The sequence below is a fragment of the Pseudomonas sp. FSL W5-0203 genome (genome assembly GCF_001896155.1).
In the GTDB taxonomy this organism is placed as follows: Bacteria; Pseudomonadota; Gammaproteobacteria; order Pseudomonadales; family Pseudomonadaceae; genus Aquipseudomonas; species Aquipseudomonas paracarnis.
Genome location: NZ_MPOR01000020.1, coordinates 60248 through 84697 on the forward strand (window position 1 = coordinate 60248; position 24450 = coordinate 84697).

Consider the following 24450-nt stretch of genomic DNA (forward strand, 5'->3'; position numbering starts at 1 on the left):
CCTATGTCCCCTGATCGACACTGAGTATGCTGGCTAACACAAGCAGGCTTGTCGAAGTCTACTTCTGTTTGAAGTAGATCACGTCGTGTGTGATAAAGCTTGATTGATTCGCACTATGCGGGTGAGCAACGATACCTTCGTTAGCGCGATTTGCGGCAATTCAGTTTAGATGTCTGCACCTACGCTATTAAGGGAGTAAGAAGTCATGCTGAAACAAACAGTTGTTAATCAATATGAAGGCCGTGCTCTTGATGCCGCTTCAGTAATGCCTGATATTTCTGCTAAAAATATCCTGATGGGTTTTTGGCATAACTGGAAGTCTGAGGGCGGGCAGGGTTATCAGCAGGGCTTGTTTGCTGAGATGGCCCTAACAGATATCCCGGAAAACTATAACGTGATTGCCGTTGCGTTTATGAAAGGCAGCGGTATTCCCACCTTTAAACCCTATGCCTACAGTGACCTGGAGTTTCGCCAGCAGGTTGGAGTATTGAACGCACAAGGGCGTGCTGTACTGATCTCCTTGGGGGGAGCTGACGCCCATATCGAGCTTTATGCCGGGCAGGAGGAAGCGCTGGCCTACGAGATAATTCGATTGGTAGAGACCTACGGTTTTGACGGCCTGGATATCGATCTTGAACAATTGGCGATTACGCATGCGGATAACCGAACGGTAATACCGGCTGCACTACGAAGGGTGCGCGAGTATTACAAAAAAGAGGGAAGGTATTTTATAATCAGTATGGCCCCCGAGTTCCCTCATTTGCGCACTGACGGAATCTACCTTGATTATATTAAGGCACTGGACGACCTTTATGACTTTATCGCGCCGCAGTATTACAATCAGGGCGGTGATGGTATTTGGGTGGATGAACTTAATTTGTGGGTTACTCAGAACAGCGATGCTCACAAAAAAGAGTTTCTTTACTATCTGACTGATAGTTTGATCCACGGCACACGCGGATTTACCACAATTGCGGCTGATCGACTGGTAATAGGTTTACCTTCCAATAATGATGCTGCGGCCACAGGGTATGTCGTAAACCCGCGAAGTGTTATTGATGCCTTGTCCGATCTGGAAAAAGCCGGCAACCCTGTTCGGGGTCTAATGACATGGTCAGTTAACTGGGATAATGGCAGAGACAAACACGGCAAGCCCTATAATTGGGAGTTTCTCAATCGCTATGGTTATCTTACTGGTGGAGAGACCCCGGTGCCAGAAGGGCCGTCGGTACCGACCGGTTTAAACTCTATCTCCCAAACATCGTCTTCAATATTGCTTGGCTGGCAACTTGCTTCAGGTACTCATCCGATCCAAAGCTACCAAGTGTATAGGAATGGTATGTCAATCGGCGTGACGACTACACCCCCCTTTAGCGACAGCGGGTTACGGCCTGATACCGACTATCACTATCAGGTGAGTGCGAAAGATCGCCACGGTAACAACTCAGGCCTGAGTAAAACATTAACCGTGCGTACCTTGTCAGCAGGTGGAACCGCGCCGGAATGGGTAGCAGGCTCTTTATACAAGGACGATGACCTCGTCACGTATAGGGGAGTTACCTACATTTGCCTGATGGTACACACCTCGACTTCTTGGTGGGCGCCAGACAAGGCCATGTCCCTTTGGCAGCGCGCATAACTTAATCCTCAAATTACATGGCTGAAAAATAACGAAATGGAGATTCATCATGGCAAAGCACATCACGAACCCTATCAGTCAAAACATAACTCCACGTCACGGTCATATTTTTTCTCCCGCCTCTCGTGCCTACTTTGCTTGGCAGGCAGGTGACTTGGATGAGGGGGCACTCAACCAGCGTGAGTCGGGCAAGTTTTTCCCCGCCGTTGCTGGAGGATTGCTGGACGTGTATGCCCCTGAAGATGTGGCCAATTCGCCGCCGCCGCCGGACGGAAAAATTGCCAGTGCCAGTCAGGCGACCGGCCTGTTTCTCGATCAGCCCGGTAGCCACTGGCAAAAACATGAGGTGCGGGGAGGCGAGGTGCTGGATATTTCATGGCACTTTACAGCTAACCATGTAACCCGCCGCTGGAACTACTTCATCACTAAAGAGGCTTGGGACCCGAGCCAGGTACTGTCCCGTGATCAGTTCGAGGCGGAGCCTTTTTACACCGTCCAGATTAATCTGAAACCTTACTGGTCTCATGGTAATGCGATGAAGCCGCCTTCACCCACCGTTCATCAAATGCCACTGCCAATCCGTGAGGGATACCATGTGTTGCTGGCGGTTTGGGAGGTTGCGGATACCGCCGCAGCATTCTATCAGGTAGTAGATCTTGATTTTGTAGGACGGGAGGGCGGCGGTGGGCGGCCAACCACGCCAACCTGCCTAAAAGCCAGTAGCATCACCGATAAACAGGTTCAGTTAACCTGGAACGCTTCAATCAGCTCTTCTACTGTCGCGTTGTACCGTATTACCCGTGATGGCTCCACGACGGTAGATGTCTATGTTCCGTTGCTGAGCTGGACTGATAACAGCGTATTACCGGGGACCAGCTATAGTTATTTTGTGACCGCTATTGATGATAGAGGCAACCAGTCACTTCCAAGTATGGCGATTCAGGTTAGAACTCAAGCTGAAGGTGGTGGTACGGCCCCTCCAACGGCACCGGTCAACCTGCACTCTATGAATACCACCTCAAATACGGTGTCATTGATGTGGGGAGCATCGACAGGCGGCTATCCGCTGAAGCATTATAATTTTTACCGCGATGGGAAGCAGGTTACGACGATCCCCGCTTCACAAACCAGCTATACCGACAGCGGCCTGACTCCCGCAACAATGTACCGTTTTTTTGTGGCCGCCGAAGATACTCATGGGCAGCTGTCGGTGCCTAGCAACGTGCTAAGTGTCACTACCTCTATCGGTGAAGGGGGCGAGACACCGGAGTGGAAGCTAGGTGAGTCCTACAGGGTGGGCGATAAAGTCATCTATCAGGGGGTTAAGTACGCGTGTTTCCAGGCACATATCTCTAACGCGGGCTGGACGCCTGCAGAGACAGTAAATGTTCTTTGGTTGCTGGTTTAGTCAAATAAAGTGTATAAGCCGGAACCTTCGTAGGTTCCGGCTTGAAATACCATTATTGATCAAGAGTCTAGTCGACACATGCATAGGCCCCTTAGTTAGCAAGGCGTACCGGGCGCGTCCGTAGTCATAAGGCCGCGTTTCCTTCGGTTATATGCCCTTCTCGACGCGCAGCGTCAATCATGCCAAGCAGATGTGAGGTATTGAATTTATATAGCAATCGGAGTTTGTAAGCGCTCGCAGTTTTATGGCTGATCATTAGCAGCTTGGCGATCTCTTGGTTATTATGGCCGTTGGCTAAAAGCTTTAATATATCTGTTTCGCGTCTGGTCAATTTTATCGGCTTCTGTTCACGAGACAAGTACGTACGCTTGAGGGATTTTGCCATTTTTAACGTGACGTTGGGGAAGTAATTATTGCCTCTTAGTAGTGCTCTTATAGCAAGTTGTATTTCACTCAGTTCGGCAGTTTTGGAGATGAATCCGGAGGCGCCAGCTTTTAAGCAACGAATTAAATAATTCTCGGCGTCATAGGCAGTGAATGCGAGTATTTTACTTGAGCATTTACCCAGGGTCAGTACCGAAATGACGTCCAATCCGTGTATTTCTGGCAGGTCTAGTTCCATAATTAGTAGGTGTGGCTCAAGCATATTTACCATGTGTAGGGTTTCCTGCCCATTCTCTGTTTCGGCGACGACGGTGTGGCCGTTTTGTTCCAGTAGCCTCTTGATCGAATAACGCATCAAGGCATGGTTATCGGCTATTACAATGGTGCTCATCCGTAAAATCCCTTTCCGGGTAACGTTACCTGCTGCTTACACAGGGCCAAGCCCATCGCAAATAATGCAGGCCTTATGCGATGAAGGCACCACTAAGTTAAATACGGTTTTAGAAATGCTGGTGAAAAATTTTCGTCAAAGCGAAACTTCCTTAGTCCTTGTGCGAATAATCTATAAAAAAATCGCATGTGCGTACTGTATCTTTGTTCTGGCTTGCCGATATTGATGTCGGTAGGCATGTGGCGAGGTGGTTTCACCCTTGTGGGTTGCACCTGCTAGTTGCGTGATCGCGAACTTAAATTAATAAGGATATGATATGAAAAGTGTTTCATTGAAAGGTCTGGTTGCATCCGGTTTTCTTTGTGCATTAGTTGCGCCTTCTCTTTCCTACGCTGCGGATGGGGTTGTGAACTTTTCAGGCAGCATCACAGATGTGACCTGTGACATTAACGGCCAGGCGCCAGGCGAGGGTAACGTGACCAATGTGGAGCTTGGTCGGATCGCACCAGGAACATTTGCCGCGATTGGCAACGCCTCACCGTTTGTGCCGTTCAAGCTGCAATTATCGGGTGCGCAATGCACAAACGACGCCAAGGTTTCGATCGATTTCGATCAAGTTGAGAACATCGATTCGGTCACCGGTAATCTCAAGCTGATTGGCAGTGCACCGGCAACAGGCGTGCAGATTCAAGTATTCAACGATACGGCCACTGGCAAGAAAATCCAGCTGGGCCAAAAGGAAACAACGCCTCAGGTGGCAGTGGTCAAAGGCAATACTGCGACCTTGTCCTACAAAGCGTCTTACGTATCGACCGCGCCTGCTGTCACTCCGGGTTCTGGCATTTCGTTCGTGCGCTACACGCTGGCCTATCAATAACCGCTGACGATGCAGGAGGTGGTTCATGGCGCCGATAGCGCGTACGTTTTCTCTCGCCATCGGCGCTGTGTTCCTTGGGCTGTTTATGCAGGCGTCCCAGGCAGCCATTGTGGTGCAAGGTACCCGAGTGATTTTCCCTGCCAATATGGATGACGTGACGGTCAGGTTGGAGAATTCCAGTAGTGAGCCGGTACTGGTGCAAAGCTGGGTGGATGATGGGCATGCAGAAATGGCCCCTGAGGATGTTCAGGTTCCCTTTGTTGTCGCGCCTGCGGTCAGCAGGGTTGACCCCAGTAGTGGCTCGGTATTAAGGATCAGTCGAACCCAATCCATTGCTGTCGCCGACCGCGAATCGCTGTTCTGGCTCAATGTGCTTGAAACCCCGCCACGTAGGGCATCGGATGATGCGGTGTTGCAGTTTGCCTTCAGGACACGACTCAAGCTGCTTTACCGCCCGACCGCGCTTGCATCTGGTGTAGATGTTGCTCCCGAGCAGCTCAAATGGACGGTTGTGGCGACGCCCAAAAGCACGGGTGCGACTAACCTCGAAGTAGCGAATCCGACGCCGTATTACGTGTCCTTCGGCCATATCGAAGTTGACTGCGATGGCCAGGCGTTTCCCGTCAAAACCGGAATGGTTGCCCCGTTCGGCAAGACGGTGCTCACAACTTCAACCCGCCTTGACCTCCACGCGGCTCGACTAAAAGTGCGTTACGAAGCCATCAATGACTATGGCGCAAGGCGGATGTTCGAGCAGCCCGTAGGCAAATAACGCCACAGGCCTCGCGCTTCTTTCCGGTTGCGGCGCACAGCCGTGGCATGGGGCTGACTATGTTTTTACTTGTTCGATTTCGACCGAGAGCATTCGGTGGTCTGGCTATGCCATGGGCGAATGAAAGTCGTCCTTGGGCACTGTTTTTAATTATTGCCGTCCTGTTGGGCGGGCAATGTCAGGCGTGGGCTCAGGATGCACCAGAGGCAAAGCCTGTCACGCCCAGCCAGCTTGATGAGCCGATCATTTTCGATTCACAGATGTTAATGCAAGGAGCGTCCGGCATGGCCATTGATACCACCCGTTTTGAACAGCTGGACCACAATGTTCCGGGGACCTATCGCTTGGATATCCTGGTCAATGGCCAATGGCGTGCGACCCAGGAGATTGAGTTACGGGCGGTCGCCGGGCTGGCGGATGCACAACCGTGCTATAGCGGCGAATTACTCACGCGTCTTGGCATAGACCTTAAGCGTAGTCGCAGAGGACGTGGCAGCGATCAACAGAGCGCGGTCCTCCCGCAAGGACTGGCGTGCGACAAGCTTGAGCGTTTCGTGCCGGGCGCTGCCATCCGTGTTGACCTGCCCGAACAGAAACTGCACATCACCGTTGCGCAGTACTACCTGCAACGGCCCGCCACAAGCAACTATGTCGACCCGTCCAGTTGGGACAGTGGCGTAACAGCGGGTTTGCTGAACTACGACGCCAATCTGTTCAGCGTTCAGAGCCAAGGGCGCCGCGACACGCATGCCTATTCAGGGTTGAACATGGGGCTGAACCTGGGCGTTGTCAGGCTGCGGCATAACGCCAGCCTGACCTGGTCACCCACATTGGGTGGGCGCTACCAGCGCGGTTACGCCTATGGTCAGGTCGACTTGACGGACTGGAAGTCGCAGTTGCTGGTCGGCGAGAGCACTACCAGTGGTGAGTTGTTCGATGCGGTGTCGTTTCGCGGCGTCCAGCTCGAAAGTGACGACCGCATGTTGCCTGATACGCAGCGCTACTACGCCCCGGTGGTGCGTGGTACTGCGGCCTCCAACGCCAAGGTTTCGATCTATCAGCGTGGGTACCTGGTCTACGAAACAACTGTAGCGCCGGGCTCCTTCGAGATCGCCGACCTGCAAGCAGCGAGTTTTGGTGGCGACCTGCGGGTAACAGTCACCGAAGCCGATGGTCGCGAACATGGGTTCGTCGTGCCCTTTGCCACGACCGTGCAATTACTCCGCCCAGGCTCAACGCGCTACAGCCTGGTGGCCGGTCAGTTGGTCGATCCCGGCTTGCATGGCCGACCGCCAGTTGTCTTGCAAGGCACGCTGCAACGCGGGCTGGACAACAACCTGACCGGTTACGGCGGCACCGCACTGACCCCCGGCTATGTATCCGGCCTGGCAGGCATGGCGCTTAATACCCGGTTCGGCGGTTTCGCCGCCGACCTCACCGCAGCCAGCACCGAACTCCCCGCAGGGCAGACTCAGCAGGGCTCCAGCCTGCGCCTGTCGTACAGCAAGAACCTTCCCAATAGCCGCACGAATTTCTCGTTGCTCGCCTATCGATATTCAACGTCCGGTTACTTGGGGCTTCACGATGCGGTTGCGCTTCAGGATCGGATGCGCAACGAGTCTGGGCGTGCCATCGACTTCGCCCGCGTACGCGCTCGGTTCGACGCCAATATCAGCCAGGGGCTGGGCGCCGATGGAGGCAACGTATATCTCAACACTTCCTCAAGCCAGTACTGGCAGCAAGCGGGGCGAACCCTCAGTTTCTCCATGGGCTACAGCAATCAGTGGCGCGGTAATTTCTACTCGATCGCGGCCCAGCGTAGTCATAGCGCATCGCCAGGTGGGCTGCGACATGCAAGGGATCAAGACGATACGCAGCTCACCTTCACGCTGTCGATTCCCTTGGGCCGAAATGGGCATGGCGGTGCGGTGATCAACAGTTATGCCAGCCATGACCGTCGCTCAGGCCGGCAGATGTCTACCGGTATATCCGGCGCCTTCAGTGAGCGCGGTGATGCGTCCTATGCCGTTTCGGTCGCCCATTCCGACCGGCAGCGCGGTGCCTCCAGCAATGCCAGCGTCAACTACCGCCTGCCTCAAGGTGCGTTCGGTGCAAGTCTTTCTCAGGGGCCGGATTATCACCAGCAGTCACTCAGTGCATCGGGTGCCGTAGTCCTGCACCCGGGTGGCGCGACGCTTGCGCAAACCCTTGGCGAAACGGTAGGTGTGGTCAAGGCGCTTGACGCTGAAGGCGCAAGGGTCGGTTACGCCGGGGCGAGCGTTGGTAAAGATGGCTACGCGATCATCTCTAGCCTGAGCCCTTATCAACTCAACCAGGTTGATGTCGATCCGCAAGGCGTACCCAATGACATAGAGCTACAGGTCATTTCACGCAGTGTCGCCCCCCGTGCCGGCGCCGTGGTGATGCTGGATTTCCCGACGCGTAGATCCCGCCCGTTGTTGATCGACAGCCGGCGCAGCAATGGTCAGCGCCTGCCGTTCGCCGCCTCAGCCATTGATGTGCAGAGCGGCCAAGTCATTGGTGCGGTGGGGCAGGGCAGCCGGCTGGTGGTACGCAGCGAACGGGCGCGGGGCTCGATTCGCGTGGAGTGGGGCAGCGATGCCGACCAGCAATGCCAAGTGGATTATGCGCTCCCCGAGCGCCAGGCCCGCGAAGGCAGCGCGTTCGAGTTACTCAATCTGGAGTGTCACGACATAGACGCCCGGCCTGCAGGCAAGGAGCGTGTGTTGTGAGGTCGCTTTATGCCGTGTGCCTGCTGATTTGCGCCCATGCCAGTAGCAGCCAGGCAGCGTTGACGGTGACGGGAACACGCTTCGTCTACGCAGCCGATGCACGTGCGCTGACGGTACGAATCAGTAATGGCGGCGAAGCGCCGATCCTGGCCCAGAGCTGGTTGGACCGTGGCCAGATCAATCAAGACCCCTCAGGCCTGTCCGTACCGTTCGTGGTCAGCCGTCCTTTGTTGCGCTTGGACCCTGGGCAGCGCAGTGCGCTTGAAGTCCGCTACACCGGCGAAGCGCTGCCCGCCGACCGCGAGTCGCTGTTCTGGCTGAACTTCCTTGAAGTGCCCCCGCTGCCGCCAAGCAGTACGCATCTGCTGCGGCTTTCATATCGGTTGCGTATGAAGCTGCTTTTCCGGCCGGCGGGGCTGTTAGGTAGCGCGGAAGAGGCGGGTCGACAGTTGACCTGGCGAGCACACCGCAAAGCCCTTGAAGCCTGCAATAAGGCACCGTTTTTTGTCTCGCTCACGGCGCTGCACCTGGAACCGGGAACCGCTGACAGCGCCACGATTGCACCATTTACCTGTGCGGATTTCCCCCTGACAGGGGCGTCGGCGACACCCACTTTTATCCATTACCAATTTGTTGCAGACAGGGGAGAAATGATCGATGCACGGGCGCCGGTTCACCATGATTAACGATTTCGCGACGAGGCCTTTGCTCGCCGTCGGTGTTGCGCTGGCGCTCTCTGGCGTGCCCTCCGTCTGGGCCCAGGTACCCAGTGCGGGTCAGGTAATGCGTGACATCGAATCCCTGGCACCGGCACCCCTGCCTTCTGCGCCGGTGCAGGTGGACATGCCCCCGCCTTCAGCACCGTCTCAGGCAACGCCTGGCGGCGGTATGCAGATGCAAGTGAAAGGTTTCGAGATCGCTGGCAACCAGGTCTTCGGTCGCGAGCAATTGCTTGAACTGCTGGCCGATTTGCCGGGCCAGTCGTTGGACCTCGCCGGGTTACGCGCCGCTGCACAACGCATCACCGAGTATTACCAGGCTCACGGGTATGCACTGGCGCGGGCGTTTTTGCCCGCCCAGGACATTGATCAAGGCATCGTGCGTATCCAGGTGCTGGAGGGGCATTACGGCCGTATCGAGTTGAACAATCGCTCCCGCGTGATCGATGCTGTATTGCAGCAACCGTTGTCGGCATTGCGTCCGGGTGAGGCGGTCTACGACGCAGACCTGGAGCAAAGCCTGTTGTTGCTCAGTGATCTTCCAGGCGTTGCGGTGAAAGGCACATTGCGCCCAGGCTCATTGCCCGGTAGCACCGACCTGGTGGTCGATGCCGAGCCTGGCCCCTGGTACGCCGGCACCCTGGAAGCCGACAACTACGGCGACCGCTACACCGGCGAATATCGCCTTGGCGCCAGCCTGGTTTTAAACAACCCGCTGCGCTTGGGTGATGCCCTCAACATGCGCCTGCTGCAAAGCGATCAGCACCAACGTTACTACCGCTTCGGCTACAGCCTGCCCGTGGGCCCGTGGTCGACCACCCTTGGCACTTCCTATTCGCGCATGAGCTACCAACTGGGCAAGGACGTAGAAGTGCTGGAGGCAAAAGGCCAAGCCACTGTGCGCAGCTTCTTCGCTTTGCAGCCCTTGATTCGCAGCCGCACTTTCAACCTCACCGCGCAATTGCAGTTCGACGACAAGCAACTGCAAGACGATATCGACCTGTTCGACCTGCGCAGCCCCAAGCATGTGGAGCTGTGGACCCTGGGCATCAACGCCAGTGGCCAGGATCGCTGGCTGGGCGGCGGGCAAAGTTTTGTCTCGCTCAGCTACAGCGCCGGGCGCCTGGGTATCGGCGGAGCCGTCGACCGCACCATGGATAGGCTCAGCGCCGGCGCCGCGGGGCATTTCACACGCGCCAATCTGAGCCTCGGCCGCTTGCAGTACCTGAGCCCGCGCTGGCAGCTGTACAGCCAATTGAATGCGCAGTGGGCGGGTAACAACCTCGACAGCTCCGAGAAGTTTGGCCTTGGTGGCCCCAATGGTGTTCGTGCCTACGCGTTGGGTGCCGGCAGTGGTGACCAGGGCTGGCAGGCCAGCACCGAGCTGCGCTATCTGGCGGCGCCGGGTGTGCAATTGAGCGGCTTCGCCGACCGGGGCGTCATCACGGTCAGCAAGCGGCCCTGGACCGCGCAAAGCAATCAGCGATCACTCACGGCCGCAGGGGTTAGCGCCAGTTGGCGCGGAGCCGGGCAACAGCTCAGCGTCACCGCAGCATGGCCCATCCACGGCACTGAGCAGAACGACGCACCGCATCAGGATCCGCGCGTGTGGTTCAGCGCCATTCAGTATTTCTAAGCACATTCGTGCCTGGAAGCAGTACCGCCTTGCAACGCTATGCAAGGCGTCATTAAGGAAGAGGAAATTCATGTGAACAAGGTTTACTCACTGGTCTGGAACCACGCGATGAACTGCTGGAAGGTTGCTCACGAAGGGGCTCGCCGGCATTGCAAGACTGGCGCCAAATGTTCAGCCATCGGCGCATTGGCGTTGTTGAGCGCTTCACCGGCATTTGCCTTGCCGGTAGGCGGTACGGTGGTCTCCGGCAAGGCTGATATTTTGGGGTACGAAACCAACTCGCAAATGTCGATCAACCAGCACAGCGATAAGTTGATCACCAATTGGACGGACTTCAGCGTTCCCGTGGGGCAAAAGGTAGTGTTCAATCAACCGAGCGCCACTTCCGTTGCGCTCAACCGAGTGATCGGCACCAATGTCAGCAGCATCAAGGGCCAGATGGATGCCAATGGGCGTGTGTTCCTGGTCAACCCTAATGGGATCGTGGTCGGTCAAGGTGCGCAGATCAACGTCGGCAGCCTGATTGCTAGCACCAAGGACATCAAGGACGCGGACTTCCTGGCGGGCAAATACACCTTCAGCGGCAACTCCAATGCCGAAATCATCAACAACGGTACGATCAGCGCTGCACAGGGCGGCAGCATCGCACTGCTTGGTAATCAGGTACGCAACGATGGCGTTATCCAGGCCCAGATGGGCCAGGTTGCATTGGGTGCGGGGAATGATTTCACAGTCAATTTCGACGGTAACCAATTGCTCAACCTCCAGGTTAACGGCGACTCGATCAATGCTTTGGCGCAAAACGGCGGCTTGCTCAAGGCCGACGGTGGCCAGGTGCTGATGACCGGTAAAAGCGCCAGTGCGATGTTGCACGCAGTGGTGAATAACCAAGGCGCCATTGAAGCGAGGACCTTGAACGGCAAAGCCGGCCGCATCACGCTGGACGGTGGTGACGTGGGCACGGTAAAGGTCGGTGGGTCGTTGCAGGCTCACGCCCAGAATACCTACGGTAGTGGTGGTGTGATCGAGGCCAAGGGCGCCACGGTCGAAACGCAGTTGGGCACTCAGCTCAACACATTGGCCAGTAACGGCCAGACCGGTACGTTCAAAGTCAGCGCCAAGAATGTCCAGATCCAGCCGACTGCCGCATCAGCAGGCGAGACGGCCTACGCCGACACCCTGTCGCGCAGTCTGGCCAGCACCAACATCGAGCTGGCCAGTACCGAAGGCGATCTTAACCTGGCCGGGCCAGTTACCTGGAACAGTGCCAATGGTCTGACCTTGAGCTCGGCCGGTAACGTCAACCTCGACGGTAACGTGACGGCAAGTGGCATTGGCTCACGTCTTACGGTGAATGCCGGTGGTGATATCAATCTCAATAGCAAAGTTGGGCTGACCGGGCTCTCCAGCAGCCTCACTCTCAACCATGTTGGCGAATCGATATTGGGCAATGGCGGGCAACTGACCTTGTCCGGGGCAGGGGCGGCTTACACCTCGAACGGCAACCAATACGCGGTTATCCAGAACCTGGCGCAACTGCAGAACATCAACGCCAACCTCAACGGATACTACGTGCTGGGTAACAGCATCAATGGCCGTGCGGGGCGTTTCAAGGCGATTGGTGACGGTGCCGGGTTCAACGGGATTTTTGACGGGTTGGGCAACACGGTGACTAACTTGTGGATCTCAAGCACTGGCAGCCACAGCGGGCTATTCGCGGTTTCCTCAGGCGCGATCAGCAACCTGACACTGGACAGCGCCACGATCAACAATGCCGGGCCGCGAGCCCCTGGCTTCGCTGCAATCGGTGGCTTGGTCGGTCTGAATGTTGGCTCATTGTCTAACGTGACTACCAGCAAGGTCACAGTATTAGCGGGTGCCAGTGGTGAGAACAGTGTTGGTGGGCTGGTAGGGCAAAACTTAGGCGGTACCATCAAGAACGCTGTTTCCGGTGGGCGTGTGACCGGTAACACCTACACGCGTGCTGTCGGCGGTATAGTCGGCGAAAATATTACTACCTCCGTCGGGCTGGCAACGCTGGACCATGTAGTTTCCAACGCCTTGGTGGGTGGCGGAATGCAGCGCGATACCACTGGCGGTATAGGTGGGCTGGCGGGTGTCAATCAGGGCGGCTATATCACTGACGCCAGCAGTACAGGATCGACCATCAGTACTGGCGCGGGTACCAATGTCGGTGGCTTGGTTGGGTTCAACGTTAACGGTGTGCTGGAGCGCACCACCTCGTCTGGCGAGGTGCGTGGCTCTGGCGCCGGGAATGTGGGCGGCCTGGTGGGGTATAACATTTACAGCGATATCACCCAGTCGACGTCGACCAGCAAAGTGACAGGTTACGGTGCAACTGGTACCGGTGGCCTGGTGGGGACCAGCCGAAACAGCCGCCTCAAAGAAGTAAAAGCGGGCGGTAATGTTCTGGATAACCTTGGCGCGAATGTCGGCGGGTTAGTGGGGAATAACACTGCCGGTAGTATCGATACCGCTGAAGCACTGGGGACAGTAACGGGCGGTCGCAACGCTCGCGTTGGCGGTCTGGTGGGGAATAACTACCAAGGTGCCATCAGCCACTCTGTGGCCCGAGGCAAGGTTAGTGGCGCTATTTCAAGCAAAGTAGGTGGCCTGGTAGGGGCGAATGATGGCGCACTGCAATCAGTCGAGGCCAGTGGTGTGGTTGTTGGTGGAGAGAGCAGTCATGTGGGTGGCCTAGTGGGCACTCAGGGCGGCAATTTCTCCGGCTATATTGAGTCAGCCAAGGCCAGCGGCGCCGTTCAAGGTGGCCCACGCGCCAGCGTAGGTGGCTTGGTGGGCATGAACCAAAGTCAGATCACTAACTCCTCGGCGACAGGTGGGGTCAGTGGTGGCGTCGGCGCTACGTTGGGCGGTTTGATTGGGACGAATTTCGGCACGGTTCGCCATTCTGTTGCCTCAGGCAAAATCACCACGATGGCACCCGCCTACCGCCAGGTATCTGGTGGACTGGTTGGGTCAAATTTCGGCGATATGGCGTTTAATGGGGTTTACGGAGAAGCAGCGTTGGTGCCGTCATATGGCGTCAATTTCGGCTCATTTCGTTGATCGTTAACCTTTCTTCCTCTCTATGAAGTAGCAACAGACTGCAGGGCGCTGACTTGGTCATGCAGTCTGTTGGCTTCTACAGGGCGATTGATATGAATTTATTCAACGTATGGCGGTTCTGCTTAATGCTCCTGCGGGGTGCAGCCTGTCTGCTGATGTTGTGGGTTGCAATCGAGGCCAGGGCCGCAGTCAACAGCGTGGCAACCTTTTGCACGTTCACCAATGGCACGGGCAGGCCTTGGGCTCAAGTCACTCCGCTAACCAGTACCACGCCGGTAGGCTCGGTCTTATGGGAGCGCGGGGTGGGGCTTAATATCAACTATGCGTATACCGGACCTGCCGGTACTGCTCATGAACTGGTCTCAGCAGGTCACTGGGGGCCGGGCACACCCGTGTCGGATGGGGTTGCCCCTACCAACATTGACGGTATCGGTCTGAAAGTAGGTGTAGGGTCGTCGGACGGTCAACGCCGAACGCTGCTGCAAACGCCGTTGCCCGTCGCGGTTGAAAAGGAGCCTGTGCAATATGATTCCGCCGCCTCTCAAGCGCGTGGTTCAGCGATGACAACCAACTATGTGCAACAGTTGATCCTTACAGTTGCACCCAGCCAGTTGCCTGCCGGAAAACTGATCGTCGACCGGGTCGCTGGCAGCTCGCAACTTACGCTCTACGCTATAGATTTGCTCAAAGGCCAAGTGGGTTTTGGCAGCAGCGTGGAAATACCGTTGGATAACAGGCCCAACGGCGTCTGCCGCGTACCCTATTTGTTGATGGGACCGGCCATTATCAACATGGGGGATGGCGGTGGGCCGATCGAAGTCCCCAATACCTGCAATGTGCAAACCTATCAGACGATACCTGTAAAACTGGGGCGTATGAGCCTGAATGAGTTCCCGCAGGTTGGCTCAACCTCTGCACCGACGCACTTTGCCATCGAGTTGAGTGAGTGCGCAGTCAATGCCAAGCCGGAGATCACCTTCACTGACAAGTACGGGCCACCTGCCGACCCCGCTGTGTTGACCCTTGAGCCAACCCCGGCCAGCGCCCAGGGTTTCGGGATCGTCATGACGAATGAACTTACCCGCCAGGTGGTGCGTTACGACGGTGTAAGTCAGGTAATGAAGCGGGTCGGGGAAGGGGCGAGAATACCCTTGAGTGCTCAGTATATTCGGTTGGATAGTGGTGAGCTGTTGAAAGCCGGTGCGGCCAACGGAGCAGCAGAGTTTACATTCACGTTTCCCTGACTCGCGGTGGTTTATATTGTGGCGACGAACCGGCGAGTTACTAAGAGCTAACCATTAAAGATAGCTCATAACGAACGTCATTTCGGCATTCGCCGTACCAGGCACAATGCTGGGGTCATCGGGTATCTTCAAGTAGCGTGCATTGAGAGGGATAGTGAAATTGCCTCCGTCGGCTGAGTATTGACTCAATAGTTTAGGTTGATCAAGAATTATGGGCGTCAGCTGGTCATCTATGATTTGCAGGCCTATACCCTTTGCGGTCGAGCTCTGGTTGAGCTTGATGATACCTTGGGTTGTGTTCCATACGGGCGAAGATGAACTCGGAATGAGTGAATACATGACCTTGTTTATACCGGCTGGGCAGTTATAGATTTCGATGCTGAACGGCACTGTTCTTTTTGAAGGGGAGCCGTCGTTTGGGAAGTCATTAAGCTTATATTGTCCCATCTTGACGTTAATGTCTTTTGTCTGGCAGGAGGGTGCGGTTATGGTTGTGCTGTTAGATAGTAAGAATTTCACAAGCTGAAGCGTTCCGGCATTGAAGCTCGCTATTTGGCCTGCCGGAATAACTTCGCCATTTGGTGTGTCACCTGTTTTAATGAGCCGCAGTTTCATTGGTATATTGGCAAAGTGGTAGCCTTGGTCCTTAAGTGTACTTGAACCAAAGCCTTTTTCGGCCGCGTCTAGGCTAAACATAAGAAATGACAACCCTGAGTCACCTATGGGGTGTGTATCCGACGTCGATAAAGTAGCGCCTAGATTGTTTACTACGCCCATGGACGTGCCTCCTCCGTAGCAGAGGAAAGTAGTCGACGGTCCAGTGGTATAGAGGGGGGTTTCAAATATCGTTGTACCTATGGGGGTGTCTCGGGGAATATTAAGTGAGGAAGGTAGGGTGACTGTAAAGGTGTTTCCCGACGCACCAGTTCCATTGAGGATGCAGTCCGCAGATACGCTACCAGCCCATAACAACGCAAGAAATGTATATTTTTTGATTGCTGAATTATGTATTTTCATGATGTGTGATCAATGTCTGTTGGGGTGGATATTGTTGGTTTCACAATGTGACGTTGGGTCCCATAGAGGTGGGTTTAAAATTTCATAATTCCATTAAGTTGCTCTTCAGTATCCTGCATTAACTGAATGCTGGCGGCTAAGCTTTTCTCCCGCTCTATCAGTTTTGATTCTCGGCTCGCCAATAACTATTCTCGCTGTTCCAGCTGCAGGTTCAGTTCATCCATGTACACATGTTTTTCGAGTAGTTTTTGTTTGTGATTGGTTACGCTGGTTATTAGCGATCTAAGGTTCGCTTCAATTTTTTCTGAAGTGGTTCGCTCCTCGATATCTCTCAATACTCCCTCCGTCAAGCTGTTCACGGCGGGGGCTATAGGTGTCGTCGAATTAATGGATTGTTCCGGCGGTAAGGGCAGTGCATCAGAAGAAGGCTATGGGTCGTAGTGCAGCAGGCTCATGAGCCATGCGTCACTGATCTTCAAGCTGTAATGGGTATTCGCAGCACTGCACAAAATGTCTGTATCAGTCAGGTCTGTCAGCTTATAGGTTTCGACGGTCTGCCTTGCATTGGGCGAGCAGGCATCGCGGAGAATATCCTTGAGTACTTGAGCCGCTGCTGCAAGCGTCTCGGACGGAGCGTCGCACATATTCATTGTGAGGTTGTCACCTTCAAGAGATGCCAGGCAAATCTTGACCAGTTCATCGCTCGCTTTTTCATTGAGGCTATAAACCAGGAACGTCCCCTCGATGAGGGGCGCGGTAAAACAGCACAGCACCACTGCGTTGAGAAATTGGCCATGAGCGTCGGCTATTTCGAGGGTTCGCAATAACATATGAATTCCAGCTAAATCAGATTGAGCGATGGGTGATCGAGGCCAGAATAGCTGGTTGACTTTGATGTTGTTGTCGGATAAATCGTACTTGCCGTCAGGGGTTTCGGCGTGCGCCAAGGATTGGTCTGATTTACCGCTCATGACCTTTCAGGGCGCTTAGCCTGTGGTTAAAGTGCGTGGCGAAACGAAGCGTGCACTCTCGAGCGCTTTAACGCGTTTGCGCACGTAATTCGATAGTCATGATTGAAATAGCTCATTTAACCAAACGGCTCGGCAAAACTTTTGCAGTGGACGATGTGTCTTTCAGTGCAACGTGCGGAGAGGTGTTGGGGATGCTGGGGCCTAATGGGGTCGGCAAGTCCACCACGTTACGTATGCTCACCGGTTTTATACCGTCTACTTCGGGTACCGCCAACCTGTGTGGTTTTGATATCCGCCGCCAGGCGCGTCATGCTCAGTAGTGATCGGTTACGTTACAGAAACAGCCGCCTGCTATAACGAGATGTCCGTTGTCCAGTTTTTGAGCTTTATAGCCGAAGTGCGCGGCTACCGCGGGCGCGAAAAGAAGTCGCGGGTCACAGCCATGCTTGAGCAATTTGAGCTGATGGAGGTACGAGGCCAGACGATCGACGCCCTTACCAAGGGCTTTCAGCGCCGTATTGGTTTGGCGCAGGCGATTGTGCATGACCCGAAAATACTGATCCTCGATGAACCTACGGATGGTCTTGATCCGAATCAGAAATACCGCGTGCGTGAGCAGATCAAGGGCTTGGCTCGTGACAAAGTCGTGATCATTTCCACGCATATCCTGGAGGAGGTCACTGCGTTGTGCAGTCGGGTGCTGGTGATGGATAAAGGTCGTGTGCTGGCCGATAGCACTCCGCTTGAGCTGGAAAGCCGCTCGCGTCATCACCAGGCAGTGACGTTGTACGCCACGCGGCCTCTGGATGTGATGACACTAGGCTTGCTGCCAGGCGTCGCAGGGATCGAGGCAAGGCCTGAATCCTACAGCGTGCGGGTGTTGGCACGTGCTGGAACGGTGATATTGCCGGCAATCAACTCGTTGATTGTGTGTCGCGGTTGGGATGTGCCTCGCCAGGAGGTCGAGCGGGGTTCGCTGGGCGAAGTCTTACGGCTGCTGACCCGGGAGCAACGCGCATGGGGACATTATGGCAGGTGTTCAAGCGCGAACTGTGTAGTTACTTCCTCGCTCCTGTCGCCTACGCGTTCACCCTGTTGTTGCTGATACTCAGCGGCATCAGCACCTTTTATTTGGGTGACTTTTACCAGCGCAACCAAGCTGACCTGGCACCACTTTTCGACTACGTGCCATGGCTATTCGCGCTGCTGCTGCCGATCTTGGCGGTGCGCATGTGGTCCATCGAACGGCAGGCGGGCTCGATCGAGTTCTGCGCCTGGCGGTGGGTACCGCCGAATTTGCGCTTGGGCAGCAAATGCTCCTTGAGTATCACATCAGCCTCGCATTACAAACGTTGGCTCAAACCGAGCGGCCCGTGATCGGCCAGATGTCCTCATTGCCGTTGGCGGTTGCTTCGACGTTCAGTCAGGGCGAACCCGGCAACCTTGGCGGATCATGCAGGCGATCGGCAATGCGTTTGATGTGCATGAAGTGGCGCCCGATGTCGACACTATCGACAGCAAACTCAAGGTCCTGATGCTGGTTTACCCCAAGCGGTTACCAAAGGCGACACTGCGTGGCATCTACCAGTTTGTACTGCGTGGTGGGCGACGATCGATACGGGCAATTTGTGACGCTGGCGCAAGGCGCCGGACCGATCGGGCAACCGACCGCACTGGGGTTGCCGGCTGCTTCGATGAACGCGCAGGACGTGATCACTGCCGGCGTTCTTTGGTACGCACTGTAGGAATTATCTTACTTGTTAGGTGGTTATATCTGATAGGTAATATCAGATTGCTGCGATAGTCGCCTCTGCGGCGCTGAATTAATCTTGTCGAGCTTTTTTGTATTCCTTTAACTCAGTGCAGCGAGTAGCGCCTTTATATCAGGTGTTTCTTGTTTTTTACGCTGACTGGGAGGGGGGGTGTTTGGTGACGGCGGCAGACAATACAAGTGTGTGACTTGTGTGGTCTGAATAAGCTGAAGAAATGTTCTCTTGTCATAGGTTTTATGGGGTAAAGGGTGGGTATTAAAAAGATAGTAGTATTTCTTATTTTGATTTTTTCAAGCTTGGAGGTGCACGCTACAAAATGTATTTATGGCAGCTTGAGTGTGACCTTGCCCAAAACTTTTATTTATCAAGAGGCCAGCGCGGGGATGATGTCTACAAGCTGGCATGAGGCAAGCGACGCGTCATTACTGAATTGTGATGTGACGGGAGCCGGGAAGTTCGAGATTACCAATAAGAGCCCGCTTGTGGCTTCTGGGGTTTACTCTTTTGGCGGAACGTCCTATACGCCGTTGCAAAGTTCGGTTTCTAATATTTCATTTATTATGGAAATTGCGGACACCAAAGGGGGGTGGAAACCCTACCAAGGACAACCGGTAACAACCTACGAGAATACCGGCAGTATGAGCAGTACCTTTGGAATTAAAGTGAGGGTTCGACTGATAGCCACAGGGAGATTGGAGCCGGGTTCTTATGCACTTCCGGCAGGTGATTTGATCAACACAGGTGTTACCCAAGCCGAGCTTTATACGGACTCAGGTATTACTAGAACCACCGCCACGATCATTACTTCAAAAAGCCCTACCTGCAAACTTTCCATGGCTGCTAAGTACGCACTTCCAAAAATCGATCTCTCCGAGATTTCCAAAGTGAGTTCGACAGCTGGAACAACAGGGGTTAGTTTCTCTGCAACTTGTGGGGGGGCAAGCTCTGCCTATTCTGTTAAATATTCCATGGTTGACATGAACGCTTCGGTAGCGGGCGCGGATTATGTAACGCTTCGCTCTGTTGACGGTAAGGGGCTTGAGTCGGTCGGTTTGCAACTAACAGATGGTGCTGCCGCGATGCTGATGGGTACTGTTTATTCGCTTGGGCAAGTGCCCGCAGCAGGTGGGACTCTATCAAAGACACTGCAGGTCAGTTACGTGCGTCGTGCAATGACCAGCCCATCCCCAGGGTCTGTCTCTGGTGAAGTAGCACTTATTTTGTCTTACGATTGAACAGAGCTCAGTAACCTTCTAGTAGGTTGTCATCACTCAGTTATAGTTCCCGTGTGTCTGAGTGAGTGCCGGTGATTTAAGGTCATTGAGTCGGCGTTGGTGCGCAGTGCGCTGCGGCATTCTTGGACGCTCGCGAAGCTTTTCTGGAGTACTGAATATTAACCGCTCGCAGTGTTGCTCTTAATCTGGAACGACTGATTTAAGCCAGCAACTGAAGGAAGTGGGCATGAAAAAGCTGCATAAGAAAATCGCACTGGTTACCGGCGCCTCTAAGGGCATCGGCGCGGCGATTGCCAGGCAATTGGCCCAGGATGGCGCCACTGTCATCGTCAATTATGCAAACAGTCGCGAGGATGCCGACCGCATTGTTGAACAGATTCTGCAAACCGGCGCCAGGGCTTACGCGGTGCAGGCTGACGTGTCCAATAGCGTCGATCTCAGGGCGCTGTTCAAGACCATTGTGCATGAGCATGGCCACCTCGACATTCTGGTCAACAATGCGGGCGTCTATTCGACTAACCCGCTGGCTGACATCACCGAAAAAGAATTTCACCGTCAATTCAACCTCAATGTTCTTGGGCTGATCCAGTGCACCCAAGCAGCCGTTGAGGTGTTCAACGAGCTAGGCGGCAGCATCGTCAATATCAGCTCCAGCGTGACTTCATTCACACCGGCCAATTCGACGGTGTATACCGCTTCCAAGGCTGCGGTTGACGCAATTACCCGCACTCTGGCCAACGAACTGGGGCCGAGAAATATTCGCGTCAACTCCGTCAACCCTGGGCTGGTGGTCACCGAAGGCGTGCATGCCAGCGGTTTCTTCGAAGATGCGTTCCGCCAGAAGATAGAAGCTATCACCCCGCTGGGGCGCATCGGCGTACCCCAAGACATTGCACCCGCCGTCGCCTTTCTGGCGTCGCCGGATGCAAGCTGGATCACCGGAGAAACCCTGATAATCGGTGGTGGCCTGCATTGAGCCTAGGCGTGCTCGCGCACATAGAGGCGAGGCGATTGCGACATGACGCGCTTGAATGCTGTGCTGAATGCGCTTTCTGACTCATATCCCAATGAAAACGCGATGGTGGAAACCGAGTCATCGGAGTTTTTCAGCCGATCACTGGCCAGCAACATACGCCAGTACGTCAGGTATTCCATTGGAGCTGCGCCGACTACTTGCTTGAAGCGCAGCGCGAACGCCGAGCGCGACATGTTAGCCAGTTGTGCCAGTTCCTGGACGCTCCAGCGATGAGAAGGGTCAGCATGCATCGCACTCAGGGCGACGCTCAGGTTACGGTCGGCCAAGCCGTAAAACCAACCAATGCCATTGTTTTCCAACGTTGCCAAGTGGGTGCGCAGAACTTCGACCAGCATCAGATGGGCTAAGTGCTCATTCATCAGCGAGCGGCCAGGGCGTTTCTGCTGCAGCTCCGAAGTGAATCGCGCCAGCGCCCAGCGCAGGAGCGAGGCCTGCGGTTCATCGCCTTGCACATGAACCAGCGAGGGCAGGCTGCTAAGTAGTAACTGGGTGGGCACGCCGCTGAAGTCAAAGCGGCCACCGACCAGCTGCGTATCGTCGCCGCCGTAATGCAGGGCCAGTTCGTCCGCCGCGAGAGTTTGGAAGTGACCGTCGGAGTTCATCACCGGTTGGGACAGATCACTGTAGAGCGAAAAAGGCATGCCACGCGTCATCAGGAAACAATCGCCCTGTTGCAAATGCTGTGGCTGCTGTTCGCCATCAACTTTCACCCAGCAACTGCCTTTGACCACCGCCGTGAACTTGATGCCGTCGCGTTCAGGGAAGGTGAAGGCCCAATCACCGCCCAAGGAAAGCGTCGCGGAGTGGTAATTGCGGATTCTTAACAATGAAAGGACGTCGGACAGAGGATCCATATATCACCTGGTTGGACGAAAAATAAATTAATCACCATTTTATATCAGAGATCATCCAGATTTTATTGTTAAATATGAGGTTCCCCATGCAAGTCAACTTCGATAAGTCCTACGGCCCGCTGATCGACGGTGTGTTTGAAACTGACGATAAAGCGCGCTCGTTCGCTGCGGTCGACCCTGCCACGGGCAGGCACTTGGCCTACATCCGTTATTGTGACGCCAAGGATGTCGATCGCGCTGTGAGGGCAGCGCATGCAGCATTTCCAGCCTGGCGTGCTCTGGGTCAGCAGATGCGTGCACGTCTTGTGAATCTGCTGGCGGACGAGATCGAAAAGCACAGCGAGCGCCTGGCCATGATCGATGCCCATGACGTGGGGCGCTGCATCAGCGAAGTACGCAAGGACTACCTGACTGCTGTCCGACACTACCGCTATTTCGCTTCGGTGATCATGGCTCATGAAGACACCGGGCGTGAAATTGAAGGCGGTTATGCCATTGCCAAGCGTGAACCACTGGGAGTTTGCGGGCAGATCATTCCCTGGAACGCGCCAGCGATCATGGCTGCGTTCAAGCTCGCACCGGCACTGGTCGCCGGTAATACCGTCGTGCTCAAACCTGATGAAAATGCTTCGTTGTCGACGCTGGAACTGGGCAAGTTGATCACAAAGATCTTTCCTGCTGGCGTGGTGAACATGGTCACTGGGCCGGGCGACATCGTCGGTGCAGCATTGAGCGAACATCCTCTGGTCAGGAAGCTGTCATTCACTGGCAGTACCGAAGTCGGCCGCACGGTAGCCGGCGTTGCAGCCCGGCGCCTCGTGCCTTCAACCCTTGAGCTGGGTGGCAAGAGCGCCAATATCGTGTTCCCGGACATCGATGACATCGATGCGGTGGTCGATAACGCCACCTTCGCCGCCATCCATAACAACGGGCAGTCTTGCCTGGCGGGTACGCGTTTGTTCGTGCATGCGTCGATTGCCGAGGCGTTTCAGGAAAAACTCATCGCCGCGTTCAAGCGTGTGAGAGTCGGGTCCCCCTTGGCTGACGACTCACGGATCAGTTGCCTGGTCAACGCGCAACAAGGTGAGCGCGTGTTGAGCTACATCATCATGGGCCTGGAAGAGGGCGCCGAGTTGCTCGCAGGGGGCGGTCGGGCGGCGGTTTCCGGTTGCGAGCACGGTTACTTTATCCAGCCAACGTTATTGCTTGCACGTAACGATATGAGCATTTGCCAGGAGGAAATTTTTGGTCCGGTGCTTTCGCTGATCGTGTGGGACGACTATGAAACGATGATCGCCCAGGCCAACGACACTGAATACGGTTTGGCCGCCGGGATCTATACGAGCAGCTTGCAGCACGCCATGGAGACCGCCGCGCGGCTGGAGGCTGGGTCGGTGTGGATCAATCGTTACTCGAACATTACCGACGGGACGGCGTTTGGCGGGTATAAAAACAGTGGGATAGGGCGTGAGTTTTGTCGGGAGACGCTTAATGCTTACACACAGATAAAAACCATCACGATGCAGGCACGTGTACCGCTGAGCTGGTTTGCAGACGTGTAGATAGGCGGTTGCCGCGTGCAGTCGGAGGATGCACGCGGACCCTATAGCCTGATGTTAACGATATTTTTTTGTTCATTTGGTGGAGGCATTTATTCACAAAGGTGAGGTTGTAAACAGCGCCTGACGCTAGAAAGTTTTCTGGTCAGTTAGATTGATGTAGGAATTATCCTGCTTGCTCGAAGGATATATCCGTGGTTTGGTGAGGATTCTTGCGGTTTGCACTGCGAATAAGTTGAGTATGATTGCCGCGTCTTGCCAGCGTTCTCGGCGACGGCACTTCAACAACAGTTTGCCGAGTGTTCGCGTTAACTTATGCGTCTTCTGTACATCATGTCGCGCAGCGCATGATTGCGCTCAAATACGTTGAGTTACGATTAGCTGCTCAGTTGTTTCCTTGCTTAGACGATCCCGTCGTTGCTACTCAAATCGAAATCCAGGAAAAATTAACCATGGGCACCATAGTCATCGTCGACGACCACCCCCTGATGCGCATGGCAGTACGCGTGATGCTCGAGCAGGAAGGGCATTCGATTGTCGCTGAGGTCGACAACGGTGTGGATGCAGTGGAAGTCATCCGCAAACTGCTTCCTGACATGATCGTTCTTGACTTGAGTATCCCGAGAATGGACGGCCTGTCAGTCATTGCACACCTCAAAGCTATCGGTATTTCTACCCGCGTGCTGATCCTGACCTCCGGCGACACTCGCAACTTCGCCATGCGTTCGTTGCAGGCTGGTGCGGCAGGTTTTGTCTGCAAGGATGACAACCTGGACGAACTGGTCGGTGCGGTGAAGGCAGTGCTATCGGGTTACAGCTATTTCCCGGCCAATACCATTCACCAGTTACGCGACAATACCCAGGCTGCCAGCGAGGAAAGCCAGCTGATTGCGCAACTGTCCGATCGTGAGATCACCGTGTTGAAACTGCTGGCACGCGGAATGGGTAACCAGGCCATCGCCGATGAGTTGATGATCAATCACAAGACGGTTAGCACTTATAAAATCCGTCTGCAACGCAAGCTGAGTGTGGAAAACCTGATTGCCCTGGGTGAGTTGGCCAAGCGCAATGGCTTGGCGTAGTCGCTCACAGC

19 protein-coding genes and 2 pseudogenes are annotated in these 24450 nt (G+C 54.9%); 16 read left to right on the plus strand and 5 right to left on the minus strand.

Annotated features, from left to right (window positions below; genetic code table 11):
- Positions 1–205 precede the first annotated feature (205 nt).
- Both BOP96_RS18145 and BOP96_RS18150 read left to right on the plus strand, forming a co-directional pair.
- Positions 206–1639, plus strand: a complete 1434-nt coding sequence (locus BOP96_RS18145; protein ID WP_073453541.1) for a carbohydrate-binding protein — start codon at positions 206–208, stop codon at positions 1637–1639.
- Between the two features lie 49 nt (positions 1640–1688).
- Entirely contained in the window at positions 1689–3047 is a 1359-nt protein-coding gene (locus tag BOP96_RS18150; RefSeq protein ID WP_073453543.1) for a lytic polysaccharide monooxygenase, read from the plus strand.
- 124 nt (positions 3048–3171) lie between these two features.
- Here the strand turns inward: BOP96_RS18150 and BOP96_RS18155 are convergent, their stop codons facing one another.
- Entirely contained in the window at positions 3172–3822 is a 651-nt protein-coding gene (locus BOP96_RS18155) for a response regulator transcription factor (protein ID WP_073453545.1), read from the minus strand.
- Positions 3823–4138: 316 nt separating this feature from the next.
- On the opposite strand from BOP96_RS18155, the gene BOP96_RS18160 reads away from it, so the two are divergent.
- The 7 genes from BOP96_RS18160 to BOP96_RS18190 all read left to right on the plus strand — a co-directional run bounded on the left by BOP96_RS18160 (position 4139) and on the right by BOP96_RS18190 (position 14913).
- On the plus strand, positions 4139–4699 hold the full coding sequence (locus tag BOP96_RS18160) for a fimbrial protein (RefSeq protein ID WP_073453547.1): 561 nt from the start codon (positions 4139–4141) through the stop codon (positions 4697–4699).
- Positions 4700–4724: 25 nt separating this feature from the next.
- Positions 4725–5471, plus strand: a complete 747-nt coding sequence (locus tag BOP96_RS18165; RefSeq protein ID WP_073453549.1) for a fimbrial biogenesis chaperone — start codon at positions 4725–4727, stop codon at positions 5469–5471.
- Positions 5472–5731: 260 nt separating this feature from the next.
- Entirely contained in the window at positions 5732–8224 is a 2493-nt protein-coding gene (locus BOP96_RS18170) for a fimbria/pilus outer membrane usher protein (protein WP_073453551.1), read from the plus strand.
- Positions 8221–8910: a fimbrial biogenesis chaperone gene (locus BOP96_RS18175; RefSeq protein ID WP_073453552.1), complete on the plus strand. Its 690-nt coding sequence runs from the start codon at positions 8221–8223 to the stop codon at positions 8908–8910. The genes BOP96_RS18170 and BOP96_RS18175 overlap by 4 nt, the downstream gene beginning before the upstream one ends.
- Positions 8903–10579, plus strand: coding sequence for a ShlB/FhaC/HecB family hemolysin secretion/activation protein (locus BOP96_RS18180; protein ID WP_083609851.1), 1677 nt, complete (start codon positions 8903–8905; stop codon positions 10577–10579). Before BOP96_RS18175 ends, BOP96_RS18180 begins: the two co-directional genes overlap by 8 nt.
- A gap of 72 nt (positions 10580–10651) precedes the next feature.
- On the plus strand, positions 10652–13669 hold the full coding sequence (locus BOP96_RS18185; RefSeq protein WP_073453605.1) for a two-partner secretion domain-containing protein: 3018 nt from the start codon (positions 10652–10654) through the stop codon (positions 13667–13669).
- Between the two features lie 92 nt (positions 13670–13761).
- Complete coding sequence (locus BOP96_RS18190) at positions 13762–14913, plus strand: fimbrial protein (RefSeq protein ID WP_238346851.1); 1152 nt, start codon at positions 13762–13764, stop codon at positions 14911–14913.
- Between the two features lie 54 nt (positions 14914–14967).
- Here the strand turns inward: BOP96_RS18190 and BOP96_RS18195 are convergent, their stop codons facing one another.
- Together BOP96_RS18195 and BOP96_RS18200 are read right to left on the minus strand one after the other, a co-directional pair.
- Positions 14968–15690 carry a fimbrial protein gene (locus tag BOP96_RS18195; protein WP_073453554.1) on the minus strand — a complete coding sequence of 241 codons (723 nt, stop codon included), beginning with the start codon at positions 15688–15690 and terminating at the stop codon, positions 14968–14970.
- Between the two features lie 668 nt (positions 15691–16358).
- A complete protein-coding gene (locus BOP96_RS18200) occupies positions 16359–16901 on the minus strand; it encodes a hypothetical protein (RefSeq protein ID WP_138726230.1) in 543 nt (180 codons plus the stop codon).
- A 98-nt stretch (positions 16902–16999) separates the two neighbouring features.
- Here BOP96_RS18200 and BOP96_RS18210 point away from each other — a divergent pair.
- Positions 17000–17916, plus strand: a pseudogene (locus BOP96_RS18210) (ABC transporter ATP-binding protein); the annotation flags it as partial.
- Positions 17917–18082: 166 nt separating this feature from the next.
- Here BOP96_RS18210 and BOP96_RS30105 read toward each other — a convergent pair.
- Positions 18083–18232, minus strand: a complete 150-nt coding sequence (locus BOP96_RS30105; protein WP_175562992.1) for a hypothetical protein — start codon at positions 18230–18232, stop codon at positions 18083–18085.
- Positions 18233–18354: 122 nt separating this feature from the next.
- On the opposite strand from BOP96_RS30105, the pseudogene BOP96_RS31090 reads away from it, so the two are divergent.
- The 4 genes and pseudogenes from BOP96_RS31090 to BOP96_RS18230 form a co-directional block, all read left to right on the plus strand.
- Positions 18355–18450: pseudogene (locus BOP96_RS31090) on the plus strand (hypothetical protein); the annotation flags it as partial.
- A gap of 25 nt (positions 18451–18475) precedes the next feature.
- The gene (locus BOP96_RS30110; protein WP_175562993.1) at positions 18476–18646 is read left to right on the plus strand and encodes a hypothetical protein; all 171 of its coding nucleotides are present in this window, start codon (positions 18476–18478) and stop codon (positions 18644–18646) included.
- A gap of 275 nt (positions 18647–18921) precedes the next feature.
- Positions 18922–19908: a fimbrial protein gene (locus tag BOP96_RS18225; RefSeq protein ID WP_073453565.1), complete on the plus strand. Its 987-nt coding sequence runs from the start codon at positions 18922–18924 to the stop codon at positions 19906–19908.
- 226 nt (positions 19909–20134) lie between these two features.
- Entirely contained in the window at positions 20135–20884 is a 750-nt protein-coding gene (locus BOP96_RS18230; protein WP_073453567.1) for an SDR family NAD(P)-dependent oxidoreductase, read from the plus strand.
- Between the two features lie 2 nt (positions 20885–20886).
- On the opposite strand, the gene BOP96_RS18235 is transcribed toward BOP96_RS18230, so the two are convergent.
- Complete coding sequence (locus BOP96_RS18235; RefSeq protein ID WP_073453569.1) at positions 20887–21798, minus strand: AraC family transcriptional regulator; 912 nt, start codon at positions 21796–21798, stop codon at positions 20887–20889.
- 86 nt (positions 21799–21884) lie between these two features.
- On the opposite strand from BOP96_RS18235, the gene BOP96_RS18240 reads away from it, so the two are divergent.
- Both BOP96_RS18240 and BOP96_RS18245 read left to right on the plus strand, forming a co-directional pair.
- Positions 21885–23360: an aldehyde dehydrogenase family protein gene (locus tag BOP96_RS18240; RefSeq protein WP_073453571.1), complete on the plus strand. Its 1476-nt coding sequence runs from the start codon at positions 21885–21887 to the stop codon at positions 23358–23360.
- 449 nt (positions 23361–23809) lie between these two features.
- Positions 23810–24439 carry a response regulator transcription factor gene (locus tag BOP96_RS18245; RefSeq protein ID WP_073453573.1) on the plus strand — a complete coding sequence of 210 codons (630 nt, stop codon included), beginning with the start codon at positions 23810–23812 and terminating at the stop codon, positions 24437–24439.
- Positions 24440–24450 lie beyond the last annotated feature (11 nt).

Excerpts from the sequence above, each read along its gene's own strand:
- BOP96_RS18245 (WP_073453573.1), top strand. The coding sequence starts at position 23,810 with ATGGGCACCATAGTCATCGTCGACGACCACCCCCTGATGCGCATGGCA.
- BOP96_RS18155 (WP_073453545.1), bottom strand. The coding sequence starts at position 3,822 with ATGAGCACCATTGTAATAGCCGATAACCATGCCTTGATGCGTTATTCG.
- BOP96_RS18150 (WP_073453543.1), top strand. The coding sequence starts at position 1,689 with ATGGCAAAGCACATCACGAACCCTATCAGTCAAAACATAACTCCACGT.
- BOP96_RS18180 (WP_083609851.1), top strand. The coding sequence starts at position 8,903 with ATGATTAACGATTTCGCGACGAGGCCTTTGCTCGCCGTCGGTGTTGCG.
- BOP96_RS18170 (WP_073453551.1), top strand. The coding sequence starts at position 5,732 with ATGTTAATGCAAGGAGCGTCCGGCATGGCCATTGATACCACCCGTTTT.
- BOP96_RS18165 (WP_073453549.1), top strand. The coding sequence starts at position 4,725 with ATGGCGCCGATAGCGCGTACGTTTTCTCTCGCCATCGGCGCTGTGTTC.
- BOP96_RS18240 (WP_073453571.1), top strand. The coding sequence starts at position 21,885 with ATGCAAGTCAACTTCGATAAGTCCTACGGCCCGCTGATCGACGGTGTG.
- BOP96_RS18235 (WP_073453569.1), bottom strand. The coding sequence starts at position 21,798 with ATGGATCCTCTGTCCGACGTCCTTTCATTGTTAAGAATCCGCAATTAC.
- BOP96_RS18190 (WP_238346851.1), top strand. The coding sequence starts at position 13,762 with ATGAATTTATTCAACGTATGGCGGTTCTGCTTAATGCTCCTGCGGGGT.
- BOP96_RS18200 (WP_138726230.1), bottom strand. The coding sequence starts at position 16,901 with ATGAGCGGTAAATCAGACCAATCCTTGGCGCACGCCGAAACCCCTGAC.
- BOP96_RS18145 (WP_073453541.1), top strand. The coding sequence starts at position 206 with ATGCTGAAACAAACAGTTGTTAATCAATATGAAGGCCGTGCTCTTGAT.
- BOP96_RS18230 (WP_073453567.1), top strand. The coding sequence starts at position 20,135 with ATGAAAAAGCTGCATAAGAAAATCGCACTGGTTACCGGCGCCTCTAAG.
- BOP96_RS18195 (WP_073453554.1), bottom strand. The coding sequence starts at position 15,690 with ATGGGCGTAGTAAACAATCTAGGCGCTACTTTATCGACGTCGGATACA.
- BOP96_RS18160 (WP_073453547.1), top strand. The coding sequence starts at position 4,139 with ATGAAAAGTGTTTCATTGAAAGGTCTGGTTGCATCCGGTTTTCTTTGT.